This is a genomic window from Desulfosceptrum tomskiensis (assembly GCF_049818055.1).
In the GTDB taxonomy this organism is placed as follows: domain Bacteria; phylum Bacillota; class Desulfotomaculia; order Desulfotomaculales; family JASEER01; genus JBFLVT01.
The window spans coordinates 1139344-1154148 of sequence record NZ_CP187479.1; the positions used below are offsets into that span (position 1 = coordinate 1139344).

Consider the following 14805-nt stretch of genomic DNA (forward strand, 5'->3'; position numbering starts at 1 on the left):
CCCTTTGGCTTTTCAGCCGCAGTTATCTTCTCTTTCCCACTACTTGGCACTTCCGGTTGCATCCTTCGGTTTACCTTCCCCCCTTCGCAAGCATTAAGGCTTTTGGCACTCAATGCCCCACGGCAACCAGGTGCCGTGTCCCCTCAGTTTTGTCCTCCGGTCTGTTACCAGCCTTCACAGGCTGAGGGTTAATCACTACTACGGGTTCATCTGCACCCCGCACCACTTCGTTTATTCCTTGTGTCCCCACTTGTGCAAGACTACCTCTAGTTATGAAGAGGATGATACGGGGCTTCCCGGGTTAAGTCTGCTGGCCTGAACTTGAACGCATCCGTCTTAACTTCTCAGGCTATCCAGCCTTCGGGCTTTCCCACGCTTTGCAGGGTTACCCGCCTGAAAAGCTAACTTCGGTTCGCTTGCGCTATGTTCCAAGTTCCCCCTTCGGCGCACCAATAGACCCCACCGTTTCCGGTGACGCCCTTGCCTACGGGTTGTCTTCCCGCTGGTTAGGTGACAGGGTTTCTCTCAACCCATCGGCCCGGCAGACATGCCCGGCAAACAAAGCCGCCCGGCGTTTATCCCGCCGGGCGGCTTTAAGAACCAGTCAAAATAAAGAATCGTCCTTTATAAGGACGACCCTGCGAAGTATCAGCATTAAAACCTAGTGGAGAACCAGCCTTCTATAAAGCATATACGCCCCGACAGAACCGGTCGCCTCAAAAAGCCTCCAAAAAAACTCGGCGCTCAGTCGCATCCACTCACAACCTTTCAGAATTCTTGGAGACCTTTTGAGGTGATTATAGCATAAGGGTAAAGCTAACACAAGGAAGTTTTGGCCCGCTGCCGTACAGCCTCAAAGATTACAAGGGATGCCGCCACAGCCGCGTTGAGCGATTCAACTCTTCCCGGCATCGGAATGTGCACCAGGCTGTCGGCCGCGTCCCGCAGGACCGGTCCGACGCCCGCCCCCTCGTTTCCCACCACAAGCGCGAGCGGCACGGTCATGTCGCAGTCGTAGAGAGCGACGCCACCCCGCGGATCGGCAACCAGGACCCTGAGGCCCGCGTCTTTCAGTAAGGACACGCACTCCTCGGGCCTTAATCCCTCAATGGCGGGGGTGTGAAACACGGCGCCCGCGGCGGAACGGAGGCACTTGGCATTGTATAGGTCGGCGGACCCGAGGGTCGAAATCACGGCATCAGCGCCGGCTGCCGCCGCCGAACGCAGGACCGTACCCAGGTTGCCTGGGTCCTGGATACCGTCAAGCACGACAACCAGCGTCGCCCCCTTTGGAATGCCTGGCGGGGCAGGTTTTTTGCGCACGACGGCCAATATTCCCTGGGGGGTTTCCGTTTGCGATACGGCGCTGAACACCCTGTCCTCCGCTTCGAGGGTTTCGACTCCCGCGGCGGACGCGCGCTCCAGCAGCGCCCTGACAGCCTCAACCCCTCCCTTGCCCGCAGCGTAAACGACACATTCGACCAGCCAGCCGGATGACAAAGCCTCGCCGGTCATCCGGACGCCCTCGACGATGAACCGCCTTTCCAGGTCCCTGTACTTCCTGGAGTGCAGCCTGATCATGGCTTTGATGCGCTCGTTGTGACGCGACGTAATCTTCACGCTAGCGGCCCCACTTGTCGAAACGTTTGGTCTTGCCGATGGCAACCAGGATGTCGCCTTCCTCGATAACCTGATCGGCACCCGGGGCAACGATGACGTCCGCCCCGCGGCGGATGGCGATGAGGCTGATGCCGTGCCGTCCCCGAATTTCGGCCTCGCCAAGGGTTTTGCCAATCAGGCCCTCGGGCGCAACCAGTTCCACGACGCTGTAATCGGGCGACAGTTCGATGTGGTCGAGGATATTGCCGGAAACCATGGCATGGGCCACGCGTACGCCCATGTCGCGTTCTGGAAAGATGACCTTATCCGCGCCCACACGGGCCAGAACCTTGCCGTGCAGTTCGGTGTTGGCCTTGGCCACGATCCTCCTGACCTTCATCTCTTTGAGCATAACCGTGGTCAGGATGCTGGCCTCAATGTCCGTCCCGATCGCCACGACAACCACGTCAAAACTCTTCAGACCCAGGGCCTTGAGGGCCTCGGCATCAAGAGCGTCGGCCTGAACCGCGTGCGTCACCTCGTCCATAACCGCTTTAACCCTGTCCTCGTCACGGTCAACAGCCAGGACCTCGTAGCCCATCCTGGCCAGCGTGACGGCCAGGCCGGTACCGAAACGGCCGAGACCGATTACCGCAAATTGCTTCATACAAAAACACCCCTTACGGGTTGTTGGCATTGGGTATTCAGTATTGAGTATTCGGTATTAGATCTGAATACCGAAATTTCCAGCATTCCATATCCTCACCGCAAACCTAACACCTAATACCTAAAACCCAACACCTGACGGTCACACCAATACTGGTTAAAAAAGAAAAGAGTAGCATATTACGCTACTCTTCTTTATAACACACAAAAGTCTACTTGGCCGCCAATTGGGTTTTGGCCATTTCGACCAGGCGGGTAAAAGCCGGCTGGTCGTTTACCGCCAAATCGGCCAGCATTTTGCGGTTGATCTCCACTCCCGACCGCCTGAGGCCCTCGATGAAACGGTTATAAGAAAGACCGTTCTGGCGGGCGGCGGCGTTGATGCGGGTGATCCAAAGGCGACGGAAATCGCGTTTTCTGGCTCTGCGGTCGCGGTAGGCGTAAAGCAGGGATCTCATAACCTGCTGGTTCGCTACGCGGTAAAGCTTGCTCTTCGCACCCCAGTAGCCCTTGGCGAGCTTGAGAACCTTCTTGTGACGCCTTCTGGCAGCGACATTATTCTTGACACGCGGCATAACACCGGGCCTCCCTTCGGAAACTTGTGTGAATTAATTCAATATGGCAAGAGGGGACGAACGCGAGCGGCGTCTCCGGCCGTAAGAATGATCCCTTGACGAAGCCGGCGCTTTCTCTTAGCGGTCTTCTTCTCCAGGATGTGGCTCTTAAAGCCGTGACGGCCAGCCAGCTTGCCGGTGCCTGTCTTCTTAATCCGTTTGGCAGCACCACGATGGGTCTTGATCTTGGGCAATGTAGTCCGCTCCTTTCTTCAAATCGCTGCAAATTCGGCGAAGGCTGCCGGGTTATTCCTGCGGCGGCTGCTGCTGATGATGATCGGGTTTGGGGGCCAGAATCATGATCATCGACCGGCCTTCGAGCTTCGGCTGCCGTTCGATAACTGCCATATGCTGAACGGCATTGGCCAGCCTGTTCAGCAGCTCATGACCTATCTGCGTATGGACAATCTGGCGGCCACGGAACATCATCGTGACCTTCACCTTGTCCCCTTCTTTAAGGAACCGCATCGTGTTTCGGGTCTTGACCTCAAAATCGTGGGCCTCAATGTTCGGCCTAAGCTTGACTTCCTTCAAATTAACAACGTGCTGTTTCTTTTTGGCCTCTTTTTCACGCTTGCTCTGCTCATATTTGAAACGGCCAAAATCCATAATCCGACAGACAACCGGCTTGGCCTGCGGGGCCACCTCTACAAGGTCAAGACCTTTCTCCTCAGCCAGACGCAAGGCGTCCTTAAGAGGCAGGATTCCGAGCTGCGAACCGTCGGCGCCGATGACCCGCACTTCACGCGCCCGGATTTCCGTATTGATGCGTTGCTCCCTTGAAATACTTATACACCTCCTAAAAAATTAAAGGCGGGCAAACCACCCGCCGGTAAGCATACATAAACCCCTCCAAGGATTTGTCTGCCGCAACCTTGCGGACTCGCGTCGCAAGGTGAGAAGCGGATGGCGCTTCTTCTTGTAAATCATTTACAATTTACCGCATTGATTATAGCATGCCATCGAACGCCCGTCAACTGTTATTGACTTACCCATCCTAACCCCCATCGCCAAACTTCCTACGTCTTAAGTCCTAAGTCCAACAACTGACACCAACAACGGGCCGTGAAACGGTCCTTAGCGGGCTTTCGTCCTGATCTCATCCTGCAGACGGGCAATCAGGCCGTCGAGCGCCATACTGCCGAGGTCGCCGCCGGAACGGTGACGGACGGCCACCGTCCCGCTTTCCACTTCCTTGTCACCGATGATAAGCATGTACGGAACCTTCTGCACCTGGGCCTCACGGATTTTGTAACCTACCTTTTCGTTCCTGCCGTCAAGCTCCACCCGCAGGTCTAGGCGGTCCAGCCGCTCGGTGACCTTCCGCGCATAATCGACATGACGGTCGGTGATGGGGATGACGCGCACCTGGACGGGCGCAAGCCACAAGGGGAAAGCCCCGGCGAAATGCTCCGTCAGGATGGCGATGAAACGCTCAAGACTGCCAAACACTACCCGGTGAAGCATCACCGGCCGGTAGCGCCCCCCGTCCTCGCCAACGTAAGCAAGGTCGAACTTTTCCGGCATCTGGAAGTCGCACTGGATGGTCCCGCACTGCCAGGTCCGGCCCAGGCAGTCCCGCAAGTGGAAGTCGATCTTCGGACCGTAGAAGGCCCCGTCGCCCTCGTTCACTTTATAAGCCAGGCCCTTGGCCTCCAGCGCCCCGCGCAGCGAGTTGGTCGCCAGGTCCCAGAGTTCGTCCGATCCCATCGCCTTTTCGGGTTTGGTCGAGAGCTCGATATGGTAATCGAAGCCGAACACTTCGCGGTAAATGTATTCCACCAGGTCGATGATGCGGATGATCTCCTCCTGGACCTGGTCCGGGCGGCAGAAGATGTGTGCGTCGTCCTGGGTGAAGCAGCGGACGCGCATCAAGCCATGCAGAACCCCGGATTTTTCGTGACGGTGAACAAGCCCCAGTTCGGCCAAGCGGATCGGCAGTTCCCGGTAGCTGTGGACCTTGCTCTTGTACAGCAGGATACCTCCGGGACAGTTCATGGGCTTGACGGCGTAATCGCTTTCGTCAATCTTCGTGAAGTACATGTTTTCCTTATAGTGGTCCCAGTGTCCCGAGCGCTCCCACAACTCGCGGCGGAGGATTATCGGGGTCTTGATTTCCTGGTAGCCGGCCTTTTTGTGGACCTCCCGCCAGAACGCCTCCAGTTCGTTGCGCAGGATCATCCCTTTGGGATGGAAAAACGGAAAACCCGGGCCCTCGTCAAGGATGCTGTAAAGGTCGAGTTCCACCCCCAGCCGCCGGTGGTCGCGGCGCTTGGCTTCCTCCAGCCGGTCGAGGTGTTCCTTTAATGCCGAGGCCTTGGGGAAGGAGGTGCCGTAAATCCGCTGCAGCATTTTGTTTTGTTCGTTCCCGCGCCAGTACGCCCCCGCGGGATTGAGAAGTTTGAAGGCCTTGATATAACCGGTGCTCGGCACGTGGGGACCGGCGCACAGGTCGGTGAAATCCCCCTGGCGGTACATGCTGATCTCGGCATCCTCGGGCAAATCCTCGATCAATTCCACTTTGTAAGGCTCGTTCCGGTTTCTGAAATACTCCAGCGCCTCTTGCCGCGACACGACGCTGCGCTCAAAGGGAGCGTTTTCTTTGACGATCTTCTCCATCTCGGCCTCGATCCTGGCCAAATCCTCGGGGGTAAACGGTTCGTCCACGTCAAAGTCGTAGTAGTAGCCGCCGGCGATGGCCGGGCCGATCGCAATCCTGGCGTCGGGAAACAGGCGCTTGACAGCCTGGGCCATAATGTGCGCCGTGCTGTGACGGTATACTTGGCGCCCTTCTTCGTCGTCAAAGGTCAAGAACTCGATGGCGGCATCCTCGTGCAGGGGGCGGTTGAGGTCTACCACCCGCCCGTTGACTTTGGCCGCTACAGCTTCTTTGACCAGCCTCGGCCCGATCCTGCCGGCCACTTCAAGAGGCGTGACGCCTTGCGGAAACTGCAGGATCTTGCCGTCCTTCAACGTAACGTTAATCATTGTTTCGCTCCTCTGCGCATAAAATAAAACCCCTCGCCCATCCAGGGACGAGAGGTTGGTTTCCCGCGGTTCCACCCTGCTTGGGGGTATGATTAACCCCCCGGCTTCGGCGGCAGGTAACGGTGCCAACCCGGTCCACCTTTACAGCGGACGGCTCCGGGGGCGGTTTTCAACCGGTCAGGGCCTGAAGGCGCTTGCAGCCGTCGGCAGCCTTCTCTCTGAAAGGATGACTGGTTTACTCTTCCCCATCAACGCCTATGCTTTGCTTGAAGCCAAATTATATTCGACTATTAGGACTTTGTCAACACGAACAGATAAACAACGCCCATCTGAACAAGGCCGATCAGGAAACCGAGCACGCCGCCCAGTACAGTTATGTGGCGTAACTCCCTGGAGGCCACCTTAACAACCACCTTCTCCAGTTCTTCGAGCGGGAAGGAGTTAAGTCTTTCCTCAATTAGCCTGCTAATCTTGATTTCGTGTTGCGCGCCGTGCGAGAGTTCGTCGATCAGCTTCTCGATAAACTCGGGCACACGGTCGGCCACGATCTCGGCGATGAACTCCGCGAAAAAACGCTTCAGGGAAAGCGGGAGAAGAGCCGGGGATTTGGCGACCACGGCGTCATGGACGGCGGTGCGGACGGACTCGGTCAGCTTGCCGGCCAGCCTGCTTGTCTCCACGTAGACCAGCAGGTCGTCCACCGAAAACAGATCGGTTTCGACAACCTCACCTATAGTGCGCGCCAAATCGTAGCGCCTTTTGGGCAGGAGGCCCTGAACGACTATCGGGCCAAATCGGACTGGTTTGTATGGCCGGAAGATCATCTTCACCGCCAGCAGGTTTGTGAACCAACCGATTAAAGCCCCGATAAAGGGAATCGAGATCAGGCTGAGCCAGAACAAGCCCCTTCCACCCCGCGCATCAAGGGTCTGTCGAAAACCTGGGGCTGCTTAAAAATAAGCTTTTCAACAGTCCCATCAATAAGCGCCTTAACTATAACAGATTCAAGCAAGCGCGGGCAAGGGGTGTAACCGGTCAGGCGTTATTCCAGATCGAACATAGGTTGCAGCCTGAACACCGGACGAGGGCTTCGCTAAAGACATCCTGGAGAGTCGCCCGGGTCGCCGCCAGGCAGAACTGCCCGTGGAGGATGACCTTTTTGGGACCGAGAGCCACCACACTCGAGATGAGAAGGTCCTCGTGGTTCACCTCGTCGTCGTTGATGCCCAGTTCCTCGGCATTGGTCGCGACCAGGCACATGCGCTCGTCGTAAATACGGAAGGTCTTGGGAGGGGTCAGGATGATGTGCACGGTTGAGCATTCGCCTTTTTCGGCTACAAAATTTTTCAACATCCGGATAAAATCCTGGTTCTCCTGCTGGAAGAGCTGCTCGTCGAGAACCCGGCTGGCCGTCGACCCTACCAGGCCGATAAGGTCCCGGAGCCTGAAGCGGACAAAGCCTTCAACGTTAAGTATCGACGAGTTTTGCAGATACCGCGATATTCTGCTTTCAACACGCCTCTGAAACTGTTCCAGCAGCCTGCGGTCGGCGTTAAGATGGTCCCGGACAAGGTCCCAGTCGTCCTTGTCCAGCCATTCCGCTTTCCTGCGCAACTCTTCGCCTATGAGGGACTCCCACTCGGCTACGAGCAACGCGGCAACCGCCGTCGCTATCGCGGCCCGGAACCCGGAATGATCCCGCCGCCCGAAGAAACGCTTTTCATAAAGGCGGCAGCGAAAGCACCCGGCCGGTTTCTCCCGATAGCTGACGCGTAAGCCTTTGCCGCGCAGGATCCTGAACTCGCGCCGGAGGTAGTCGCCAAGAAGCTTTGCCCGCTCAGGTTCAGTGGCGACCAACAAATCCATATTTCCAGGACTCCTTTCACACCCGGATACTACATGGTAGACGCCCTCCCCATGCAATATAACCAAAAGAAGGCCTTCGCTTTTCGCGAAGGCCTTCTTTTGGGTGTGTGTCGGAAACCGAAGGGATTGGCCCTACTAATCCCTCAAACATCTCTAAGTTTCATGTCTAAAACCGGTCTATCTCAAAAACCCTTAAACACGTTATCGTTGTGGTACTCGGCAAACTCAGGGGAAATCTTATGTTTAACAACCATGGCCCGGCCGTTCTGCCGGTCGCGGGGATCTACGTGAATGACCCTGTTCCTGTTGAGATCAAGGCCCAGGGCGCCTACTTCAAACATGACGTAATGGTTCGGGCAAAGCACCAGCAGGTTTTCCTGGGCGTCAGGTCCACCCAGGGAGAGCGGTTTCAAATAATAGCCCGTCACGAGCGGTTCTCCCGAACCCAGCGTCCACTGGTGGTTGCAGAGCTGGCAGGTGTAGTTGTACAATGCTTTCAGTTCTTTAACCGGTGCCGTTTCTGCGGCCAGCCTGTCACTCCAGGCCGACCTGGCCTCGTTTCCCATTGGCGATCGCACCCCCATCAGTTCTTCCTCGGTTTCCTTTTGTTTGCGCGAACAAGATTCTGTTCTTCTACCATATCATAATCTCCAAACCTTGGCAAAGTTATTGGGGGTGCCTGTCAAAAACGGTTACCCGTCCGCCCATACTTGGCACGTAAGCGTCACAGGACGTATTATAAGGCAGAAGAGGATATACAAAGGAGGTGTTTGCTAATGCCTCAAGTCGGTGCCAACATACGGCAGGCAAGAGAAAGGTCCGGCATCAGCCAGCGACGGCTGGCGGCCCGGACCGGCCTGTCGCCCCAGTTTATCAGCGACATAGAACGTGGGCGAACCCCGCCCAGCATTAAGACCCTGAAGTTAATCGCCGAGGTCTTAAACGTCCCGCCGGCAGCGCTTATGGAAGAAACCGGACTGCCCGGTGAAACGCCACAGGTGGCAAAGGTTCCTCTCCTGGGACGCGTGCCTGCGGGAAGCCCTGTTTTATCCGAGGAAATCTTTGAGGACGAGATTCCTCTTCCCCGGCAGTGGGTCAAAGAACCCTCGTTTCTTCTTAAAGCCAGGGGTACAAGCATGGTGGATGTCGGCATTGAGGATGGCGACCTGGTGCTGGTGCGCTGCCAGCCGGCGGCGGAAAACGGGCAGGTCGTAATCGCCCGGATTAACGGGGAGGTAACCTGCAAGCGCTTTTACCGCAGTGGCCCCGAAGTCATCCTGGAACCCGCCAACCCCGGCTTTAAACCATTGCGCTACCAGGCCGCGGACGTCGAGATCGTAGGCATCGTCACCCACATCATCAAGACGCTATCCTGACGGATTAGCGTCGCATTGATTATTGAGCTTTGGGCACCGGGCATTGGGATATTTTGACTCTTAGGACCAACACTTAACTACTGACTACTGACTACTGACTGTTAACAACTTATGACTTCTTTTGTGTAAACCCGTAACTCCCGATGTTTACCCCAACAAGACGGTACTCGGGATTACAATAGGCATAGGGTTTTGCCAGGGAGAAATCCAGGCGCCCCGATTCCGTCAGGATATCCTTGCTGTAGTGAACAGTCACAACCTCCGCGATGAAGACATCGTGAGAACCGAGGCTGACGACCTGCTGGACCTTGCACTCGATGTTAACAGGGCACTCCTTAATCAACGGTGCCTTGACCTTCCGAGCGGGAACGGCAGACAGCCCTGTTTCCTTAAATTTGTCAATGTCTTTGCCGGAAACGGTACCGCACCAGTCAACGACTTTCACCTGGTCGCTGGAAGGAATGTTGACGACAAACTCCCCAGACTCCTTGATCAGCCGGTGAGAATACCGTGACGGGCGGACACTGACGTAAACCATCGGCGGTTCGGAGTTGAGGATGCCGGTCCAGGCGATGGTGATGATGTTGGGTTTCTCGCCTTCCATAACAGAGGTAACCATAACGGCAGGAACTGGAAATAGGGCCGGAAACGGTTCTCGAACGACCTTGTCTATCGTTGATCCCTCCCGCGCGTTTTATCTGATGCTAACTTCTTTTGCCAGAGGTGTCAATATCTATCTATGAACAAATGCCTCTTATGGGTCGGCCTCTTGCTTATCCTCTTCTCGGCGGCGAGTCTCGTCCTGGTCCTCTCCCTATCATTCCCGGGACGAACTTAGACAGGCAAACCGGCTGCAAAAGAAAAGGTCCCCGGGAGGGGCTCTTTATCATTTCCCTTCTGCAAATCCCTATGATCAAATACTGCTTTCTTCGTTGCCATTTCTCTTCTCGTTCCTCCTCTTCTCGTCTAATGCTTGCCGCCTCAGTAAAAAGGCACGGCTGTTAACCTCTCTCAACTTTGGTTTTACGATATCCAAAAGCGCTTCCGCCAGCACCTCTGCGGGGAAAGGCAAGAGCCCGGGCAGTGCGGCCGCGATCCCGAGAAGAACAGAGTTGGCGGCCCGGACGTTCCCGGCCTGGCGGGCCAATCCGTCGGCATCGATCAGCACCGCCTCCGGCACCCTTTGCTTCAGGTAAGCAGTTAATCCAAAACCTTTCTTATCTGAGCGGACCCTCTTCAATCTCATCTGCAGAGCGAATTTAAACTAGTTTAATACATTTTAAGCCGGTTGTCACGATTAAGGAGATCCTCTTTGTTCTCGGCGTAGCGTTCCAAATGGGGCATCAACTGCCGTCCGAACCTTTCCTTTCCCACCCGCAAAGGGTTGTCAACGGGATCGACGGCTTTGACCTCGTGCTTACAAAGCGTTGTGGCAACCCTTTCCCCGACGGGAACAATACGGTCGAACTCAAAAACCTGCTCAAGCTCCATGACGAATCCTACCCCTACCTCCATCTCCCACTCGGAGGGGCTGCGGTAGCTCTCTTCCTGCCCTTCACGGTGGGGGTGGCAGGGAAAGCAATACCAGAGCAGGGGCAAGTGGAGGCTTTCCTCCAGGATGCTCCAGACCGTTGAGGCCGCGCGGTCCTGCCATCCTCCGGGAACGCCGCTGGTTTGGCGGTAACGGTAGGCCGTACCGAACAGGTCCCAGTTCTTAAGGCCGCGCAGCATAATGGCCTCGCTGGTGAAAGGAATCCCCGACTGGCGGGTCCCGGTGAAGCCCGGGGCCTCACCGACGATTAACACCCGGGGCTTAAACTCAAACATTTTGGTAAGGTACAGGGCCAGGTTTCCCCGGCGGTAAGCGCTGCCCGACGCTTCTTCATGGTACTGGTTGAAGACCCGAGGACCGGGCCTGATCATCGGCAGACGGTTGATTATCGCCGCTAGGGCGGCGTATTCGGGTTTGATCAACACAAGAGCACTCTCCTTAAAGGGCGTTAAAGGACGTTGAAAAACACTCTTTTAAGCTTTGCTTCCTTGTACATTCGGTCACCCTTGTACATTCGGTCACCAAGGATACTTTCCTTCTAGTTTCACCTGAGAAACCCGTTGCGAAACTGCGCCCGTCTTGGCATCGGTATTTTTGCAGCGTTCTCCCGGCAAGATGCTATAAACCACCCGCAATCCGTTATACCATAGAAGGAAACGACGCCCCGTTGTCTAATTCACCTTTTGCTTACGCAGGCGGAGGTAAAGGATGGCTGAGGCAGGAAGAACAACATACGAAGATATCCTCGAAAAGCTGCAGGTCTTGGCCGATCCCGCGGCGGTAGAGGGCATGGCCAAATACGGGATTACCCCCGTCATAACCTTCGGCGTGTCGATTCCCAACCTTAGAAGGATAGCCAAAGAAACCGGGCGGGACCACGACCTTGCCCGGCGGCTCTGGGCGGCGGATATTCGCGAAACCAGAATCCTGGCGAGCATGATCGATGATCCGAAGCTGGTCACCGAAGAGTAGATGGAAAACTGGGTCAAAGATTTCAACTACCCTGAAAAAACGGTCCTTGCTATCGGGTCTGGGTTTATCCCCGAAAGCGACTTTGCTCAAAGCTTCGGGCACCGTTCTTAGCGAAGGTGAGGTCAGCGTGGCCGCCGACGAGGACGTTCGCGGGCGCTTCCGCTGTCAAAGCGCCGGCCGTACGCTTGCCCCCGGCCTTGCCCTGCGCGAACTAGCTAAGATCTTCGAAGAGATTTGGTTGAGTGCCGGGTCAAACAGCGGCCGACGCTTTCCCTCGGCTCACTGCGCATTCTTGATTTATACTCCCAACGTTCGCTACGGCCAAGGCCTCGACGCGTACTTGGGTAACCTGCTGAAAATTGCGCCCGCGAACAATCCGCAGGAGGCCCGCCGCACTCCGAACCGAGCTTAGGCTCCAAAAGGCCGTTCAAAAGCGAGCATGGCGCGGAAGGCCTTTGAGATGTGGGTCGTGGGAAGTCAGAAGTGGGAACACAGGGTTGGAATTCGCTTGGTGAATTCCTTCATTGATACTCACCTCTGACCTCTCGCCTCACACTTCTCAAAGCCGGGCGAAGCTTTTCAACGGCCTTATAGAACGGTCGAAGCGGAGCATGGAGCGTCGGGGATAACCCAGACCTACTGTAACCATTTTTCATTTTCTGTGGTGCTGCATTTTGCAGAATGAGGGTCTACTGGGAAATATGCGACCAGTGCTGCATGAACCTCTTTGAGAAAACCACATTCGCCTATCAAAATCCGTGGAGTGGAGTTCGAGAGAGGAAGAGTTCGTTAAGAGGGCGGGCTTTGTGCTGATGGCGCGCCTGGCGGTCAGTGATAAGCAAGCAGATGACAAAAGATTCGAAGCGTTTTTCCCGTTGATAAAAAAAGAGGCCGCCGATCACCGCAACTTCGTGAAAAAAGCGGTAAACTGGGCCTTGAGGCAGATTGGCAAAAGGTCTTTGTACCTGAACCGGAAAGCTATTGACACCGCCCGGGAAATCCAGGGCATGGCTTCCAGGGCCGCCAGGTGGATCGCCGCCGATGCCCTCCGCGAGCTGACCGGCCCGGAAGTGCAACAAAGGCTGCGGAGCCGGGAGGAACTGTTGAAAAACCCCAGGTCTTTAACAGACCCACCGAAAGGCCGGCCCTTATAATAAACGGGTTTGGCTATCGTTTCTTCCCTGTCGCGATAATCGCCTCCGCCACCTCATCCGCCAGGTCGTCGGGAATCGCGATGCCTTTGGCGGGCCGCATTTCCCCGGTCTCCTTGTCCCTGTAAAAGTTGCGGACATCACAGTACCACGACCTCCCGCGCCGCACCCGCCGCACGTGGATCTCGTCGCCCCGGTCGTTTTTGCTGATGACGTGCGGCTCACGTTCCTCGTCCCAAAAGCTCCCCGAATCCTTTTGCGCCACTTCTGTTACACTCCCAACTTAAATCTTAAAAGCCTGTTCAGTTCGGGTTCGCCAAAATCATAAGCCGGGCGGCTGGCACTATGTTGTCACTATTGTTAAGCTGAATACTCTATTTTTATTTGGTTTTTTCATTCCGTCTCCGGGGCATGGAGGGAGCGGGTGGTTTTGTCCAAAGGTTCCAGGATCTCGATGTCGCTTCCCGTGGAAGCGCCGAGTTCCTTAAACCTCCGGGCCGCAACCAAGACCCGCCCCTCCAGGGAACCCACCGCCTTGTTGTAGGCATCCACGGTCCGGTCCAGTCCTTTCCGCAGGTCGGCAAAGTGGCCGGCCAGGACTCGGATGCGTTCGTACAACGTCTTCCCCAGTTCGCTAATGGCCTGGGCGTTTTCGGCGATCCGCTCTTGCCGCCAGCCGTAGGCCACCGCCTTTAAAAGGGCTATCAGCGTCGTCGGCGTGGCCAGGATAACCCGTTGCTCGACGCCATATTCGATCAGGCCCGGGTCGTGCTCGAGGGCCGCGCTGAAAAAGGTCTCGCCGGGCAAGAACAGGACGGCGAACTCGGGAGCGGGCCTGAACTGCTCCCAGTAGGCCTTTGTGCCGAGCTGCGCCAGGTGCGCGCGAATGTGGCGGGCATGGTCCTTGAGCCTGGCGAGCCTGACAGTTTCGTCCGGGGCTTCCAGCGCCTCGAGATAGGCCTGCAGGGGCGCCTTGGAGTCGACGACCACGTTCTTGTTGTTGGGGAGCCTGATGATCATGTCGGGCCGCAGGCGTCCGTCCGCGGTGCTTACAGATTCCTGCTGGTAAAAATCGCAATACTCCACCATGCCCGCAATCTCCACCACCCGCCTCAACTGGATTTCTCCCCACCGGCCGCGGGCGGCGGGGGTCCTCAGGACGGTCACCAGCCTGGCCGTCTCGGCCTGGAGCTGGACCTGGGTGGCTGCAAGCGACTTGAGCTGCTCGGAAACGCTCCCGTAAGCCGCGGCACGCTCCTTTTCGATCTCCAGGATTTGCGTGTTGACCCTCTCCAAGGAATCCTTAAGGGGCTTGACAAGCTCGTCGATGGCTTTCCGGCGCGTTTCAAGGTCGCTCCTGGCCCCCTCCTGGAACTCTCTCAAGGTGGCAGTGGCCAGTTCTAAAAAGGTCCGGTTGTTGCTCCGAAGCGCATCGGCTGATAAAGCCTTGAAAGCGTCGGACAGTTTTTGCTGCGCTTCATTAAGTAGGGCGAGCTTTTCGTCTGCGGCCTTGCGTTCTTCCCTTAGTGCCGTTTCCAGTTCGGATAACCTTACCAGGAGTTCGGCGTTCTCGTCTTGCAGCTTCGCAATCCTTCCATCCCTTATACGTACCATCTCTTCGAGTTCCGGGACCCTGCCGGTTCTTGCTTCGGCGGCCGCGCGCCTTTCAGATTCCTGCTTGAGTTCTGCCCCGAGACGTTTTGCTTCGGTGACGGCTTCCTCAAGAGCGCTCTTCAAATCCTGCACCTGCTGTTCTTTGCCGTACAATCTCTCGGCCAGGGCCGCCCGTTCGGTATCCGCCTCGGCCCTGGCCCTCGCACAGGCGTACTGCATTTTAACCCGAAGCATGAGCCAGGCGACAACCACCCCTGCCGCTATCCCGAAAACCAAAAAGGCCATCGCATCGAGGCTGCCTGTCAAAAATCACACACCCCCCCGCTCTGTCCTTTGTACCACGATTCGCCGTTCGGGCTTGCCTTCCTTCATTATCCGCCGCCGGCACATCCATCCAGGAAAGCTTT

18 protein-coding genes and 1 other annotated feature are annotated in these 14805 nt (G+C 56.4%); of the genes, 4 read left to right on the top strand and 14 right to left on the bottom strand.

The features are described 5' to 3' along the window. Positions 1–816: 816 nt before the first annotated feature. From ACPV0M_RS05790 to ACPV0M_RS05830, 9 genes are all read right to left on the bottom strand, one after another. The gene (locus ACPV0M_RS05790; RefSeq protein WP_425622003.1) at positions 817–1620 is read right to left on the bottom strand and encodes a TrmH family RNA methyltransferase; all 804 of its coding nucleotides are present in this window, start codon (positions 1618–1620) and stop codon (positions 817–819) included. Position 1621: 1 nt separating this feature from the next. Then, a complete protein-coding gene (locus ACPV0M_RS05795) occupies positions 1622–2266 on the bottom strand; it encodes a potassium channel family protein (protein WP_425622004.1) in 645 nt (214 codons plus the stop codon). A gap of 211 nt (positions 2267–2477) precedes the next feature. Further along, positions 2478–2840: a 50S ribosomal protein L20 gene (gene rplT, locus ACPV0M_RS05800; protein WP_425622005.1), complete on the bottom strand. Its 363-nt coding sequence runs from the start codon at positions 2838–2840 to the stop codon at positions 2478–2480. Between the two features lie 38 nt (positions 2841–2878). Then, positions 2879–3073: a 50S ribosomal protein L35 gene (rpmI, locus tag ACPV0M_RS05805; protein WP_425622006.1), complete on the bottom strand. Its 195-nt coding sequence runs from the start codon at positions 3071–3073 to the stop codon at positions 2879–2881. 52 nt (positions 3074–3125) lie between these two features. Beyond that, positions 3126–3665 (bottom strand): translation initiation factor IF-3, encoded by a 540-nt coding sequence (infC, locus tag ACPV0M_RS05810; protein WP_425622139.1) that lies wholly within the window; start codon positions 3663–3665, stop codon positions 3126–3128. Positions 3666–3956: 291 nt separating this feature from the next. Then, entirely contained in the window at positions 3957–5867 is a 1911-nt protein-coding gene (gene thrS / locus ACPV0M_RS05815; RefSeq protein WP_425622007.1) for a threonine--tRNA ligase, read from the bottom strand. Between the two features lie 40 nt (positions 5868–5907). Continuing rightward, positions 5908–6128 (bottom strand) — a binding site (T-box leader). 29 nt (positions 6129–6157) lie between these two features. Next, positions 6158–6769, bottom strand: a complete 612-nt coding sequence (locus ACPV0M_RS05820) for a DUF445 domain-containing protein (protein WP_425622008.1) — start codon at positions 6767–6769, stop codon at positions 6158–6160. Between the two features lie 133 nt (positions 6770–6902). Then, complete coding sequence (ytxC, locus tag ACPV0M_RS05825) at positions 6903–7733, bottom strand: sporulation protein YtxC (protein WP_425622009.1); 831 nt, start codon at positions 7731–7733, stop codon at positions 6903–6905. A 182-nt stretch (positions 7734–7915) separates the two neighbouring features. After that, entirely contained in the window at positions 7916–8299 is a 384-nt protein-coding gene (locus ACPV0M_RS05830; protein ID WP_425622010.1) for a hypothetical protein, read from the bottom strand. A gap of 210 nt (positions 8300–8509) precedes the next feature. Between ACPV0M_RS05830 and lexA the strand changes: the two genes are divergently transcribed. Beyond that, complete coding sequence (gene lexA, locus ACPV0M_RS05835; protein ID WP_425622011.1) at positions 8510–9109, top strand: transcriptional repressor LexA; 600 nt, start codon at positions 8510–8512, stop codon at positions 9107–9109. Positions 9110–9218: 109 nt separating this feature from the next. On the opposite strand, the gene ACPV0M_RS05840 is transcribed toward lexA, so the two are convergent. From ACPV0M_RS05840 to ACPV0M_RS05850, 3 genes are all read right to left on the bottom strand, one after another. Continuing rightward, entirely contained in the window at positions 9219–9713 is a 495-nt protein-coding gene (locus ACPV0M_RS05840; protein ID WP_425622012.1) for a flavin reductase family protein, read from the bottom strand. A 309-nt stretch (positions 9714–10022) separates the two neighbouring features. Continuing rightward, positions 10023–10277 carry a 2-oxoacid:acceptor oxidoreductase family protein gene (locus ACPV0M_RS05845; RefSeq protein ID WP_425622013.1) on the bottom strand — a complete coding sequence of 85 codons (255 nt, stop codon included), beginning with the start codon at positions 10275–10277 and terminating at the stop codon, positions 10023–10025. A 101-nt stretch (positions 10278–10378) separates the two neighbouring features. Beyond that, complete coding sequence (locus ACPV0M_RS05850; protein WP_425622014.1) at positions 10379–11086, bottom strand: hypothetical protein; 708 nt, start codon at positions 11084–11086, stop codon at positions 10379–10381. A gap of 283 nt (positions 11087–11369) precedes the next feature. Here ACPV0M_RS05850 and ACPV0M_RS05855 point away from each other — a divergent pair, with 283 nt between their 5' ends. From ACPV0M_RS05855 to ACPV0M_RS05865, 3 genes are all read left to right on the top strand, one after another. Next, on the top strand, positions 11370–11633 hold the full coding sequence (locus tag ACPV0M_RS05855) for a DNA alkylation repair protein (RefSeq protein WP_425622015.1): 264 nt from the start codon (positions 11370–11372) through the stop codon (positions 11631–11633). A 127-nt stretch (positions 11634–11760) separates the two neighbouring features. Further along, positions 11761–12045, top strand: a complete 285-nt coding sequence (locus ACPV0M_RS05860; RefSeq protein ID WP_425622016.1) for a hypothetical protein — start codon at positions 11761–11763, stop codon at positions 12043–12045. Between the two features lie 394 nt (positions 12046–12439). Continuing rightward, on the top strand, positions 12440–12787 hold the full coding sequence (locus ACPV0M_RS05865; RefSeq protein WP_425622017.1) for a DNA alkylation repair protein: 348 nt from the start codon (positions 12440–12442) through the stop codon (positions 12785–12787). Between the two features lie 13 nt (positions 12788–12800). On the opposite strand, the gene ACPV0M_RS05870 is transcribed toward ACPV0M_RS05865, so the two are convergent. After that, the gene (locus ACPV0M_RS05870; protein ID WP_425622018.1) at positions 12801–13049 is read right to left on the bottom strand and encodes a hypothetical protein; all 249 of its coding nucleotides are present in this window, start codon (positions 13047–13049) and stop codon (positions 12801–12803) included. A 128-nt stretch (positions 13050–13177) separates the two neighbouring features. After that, positions 13178–14683, bottom strand: coding sequence for a DNA recombination protein RmuC (gene rmuC / locus ACPV0M_RS05875; RefSeq protein ID WP_425622140.1), 1506 nt, complete (start codon positions 14681–14683; stop codon positions 13178–13180). Positions 14684–14805: the final 122 nt, after the last annotated feature.

Excerpts from the sequence above, each read along its gene's own strand:
- lexA (WP_425622011.1), top strand. The coding sequence starts at position 8,510 with ATGCCTCAAGTCGGTGCCAACATACGGCAGGCAAGAGAAAGGTCCGGC.
- rmuC (WP_425622140.1), bottom strand. The coding sequence starts at position 14,683 with ATGGCCTTTTTGGTTTTCGGGATAGCGGCAGGGGTGGTTGTCGCCTGG.
- ACPV0M_RS05840 (WP_425622012.1), bottom strand. The coding sequence starts at position 9,713 with ATGGAAGGCGAGAAACCCAACATCATCACCATCGCCTGGACCGGCATC.
- ACPV0M_RS05830 (WP_425622010.1), bottom strand. The coding sequence starts at position 8,299 with ATGGGAAACGAGGCCAGGTCGGCCTGGAGTGACAGGCTGGCCGCAGAA.
- rplT (WP_425622005.1), bottom strand. The coding sequence starts at position 2,840 with ATGCCGCGTGTCAAGAATAATGTCGCTGCCAGAAGGCGTCACAAGAAG.
- ytxC (WP_425622009.1), bottom strand. The coding sequence starts at position 7,733 with ATGGATTTGTTGGTCGCCACTGAACCTGAGCGGGCAAAGCTTCTTGGC.
- ACPV0M_RS05855 (WP_425622015.1), top strand. The coding sequence starts at position 11,370 with ATGGCTGAGGCAGGAAGAACAACATACGAAGATATCCTCGAAAAGCTG.
- ACPV0M_RS05795 (WP_425622004.1), bottom strand. The coding sequence starts at position 2,266 with ATGAAGCAATTTGCGGTAATCGGTCTCGGCCGTTTCGGTACCGGCCTG.
- thrS (WP_425622007.1), bottom strand. The coding sequence starts at position 5,867 with ATGATTAACGTTACGTTGAAGGACGGCAAGATCCTGCAGTTTCCGCAA.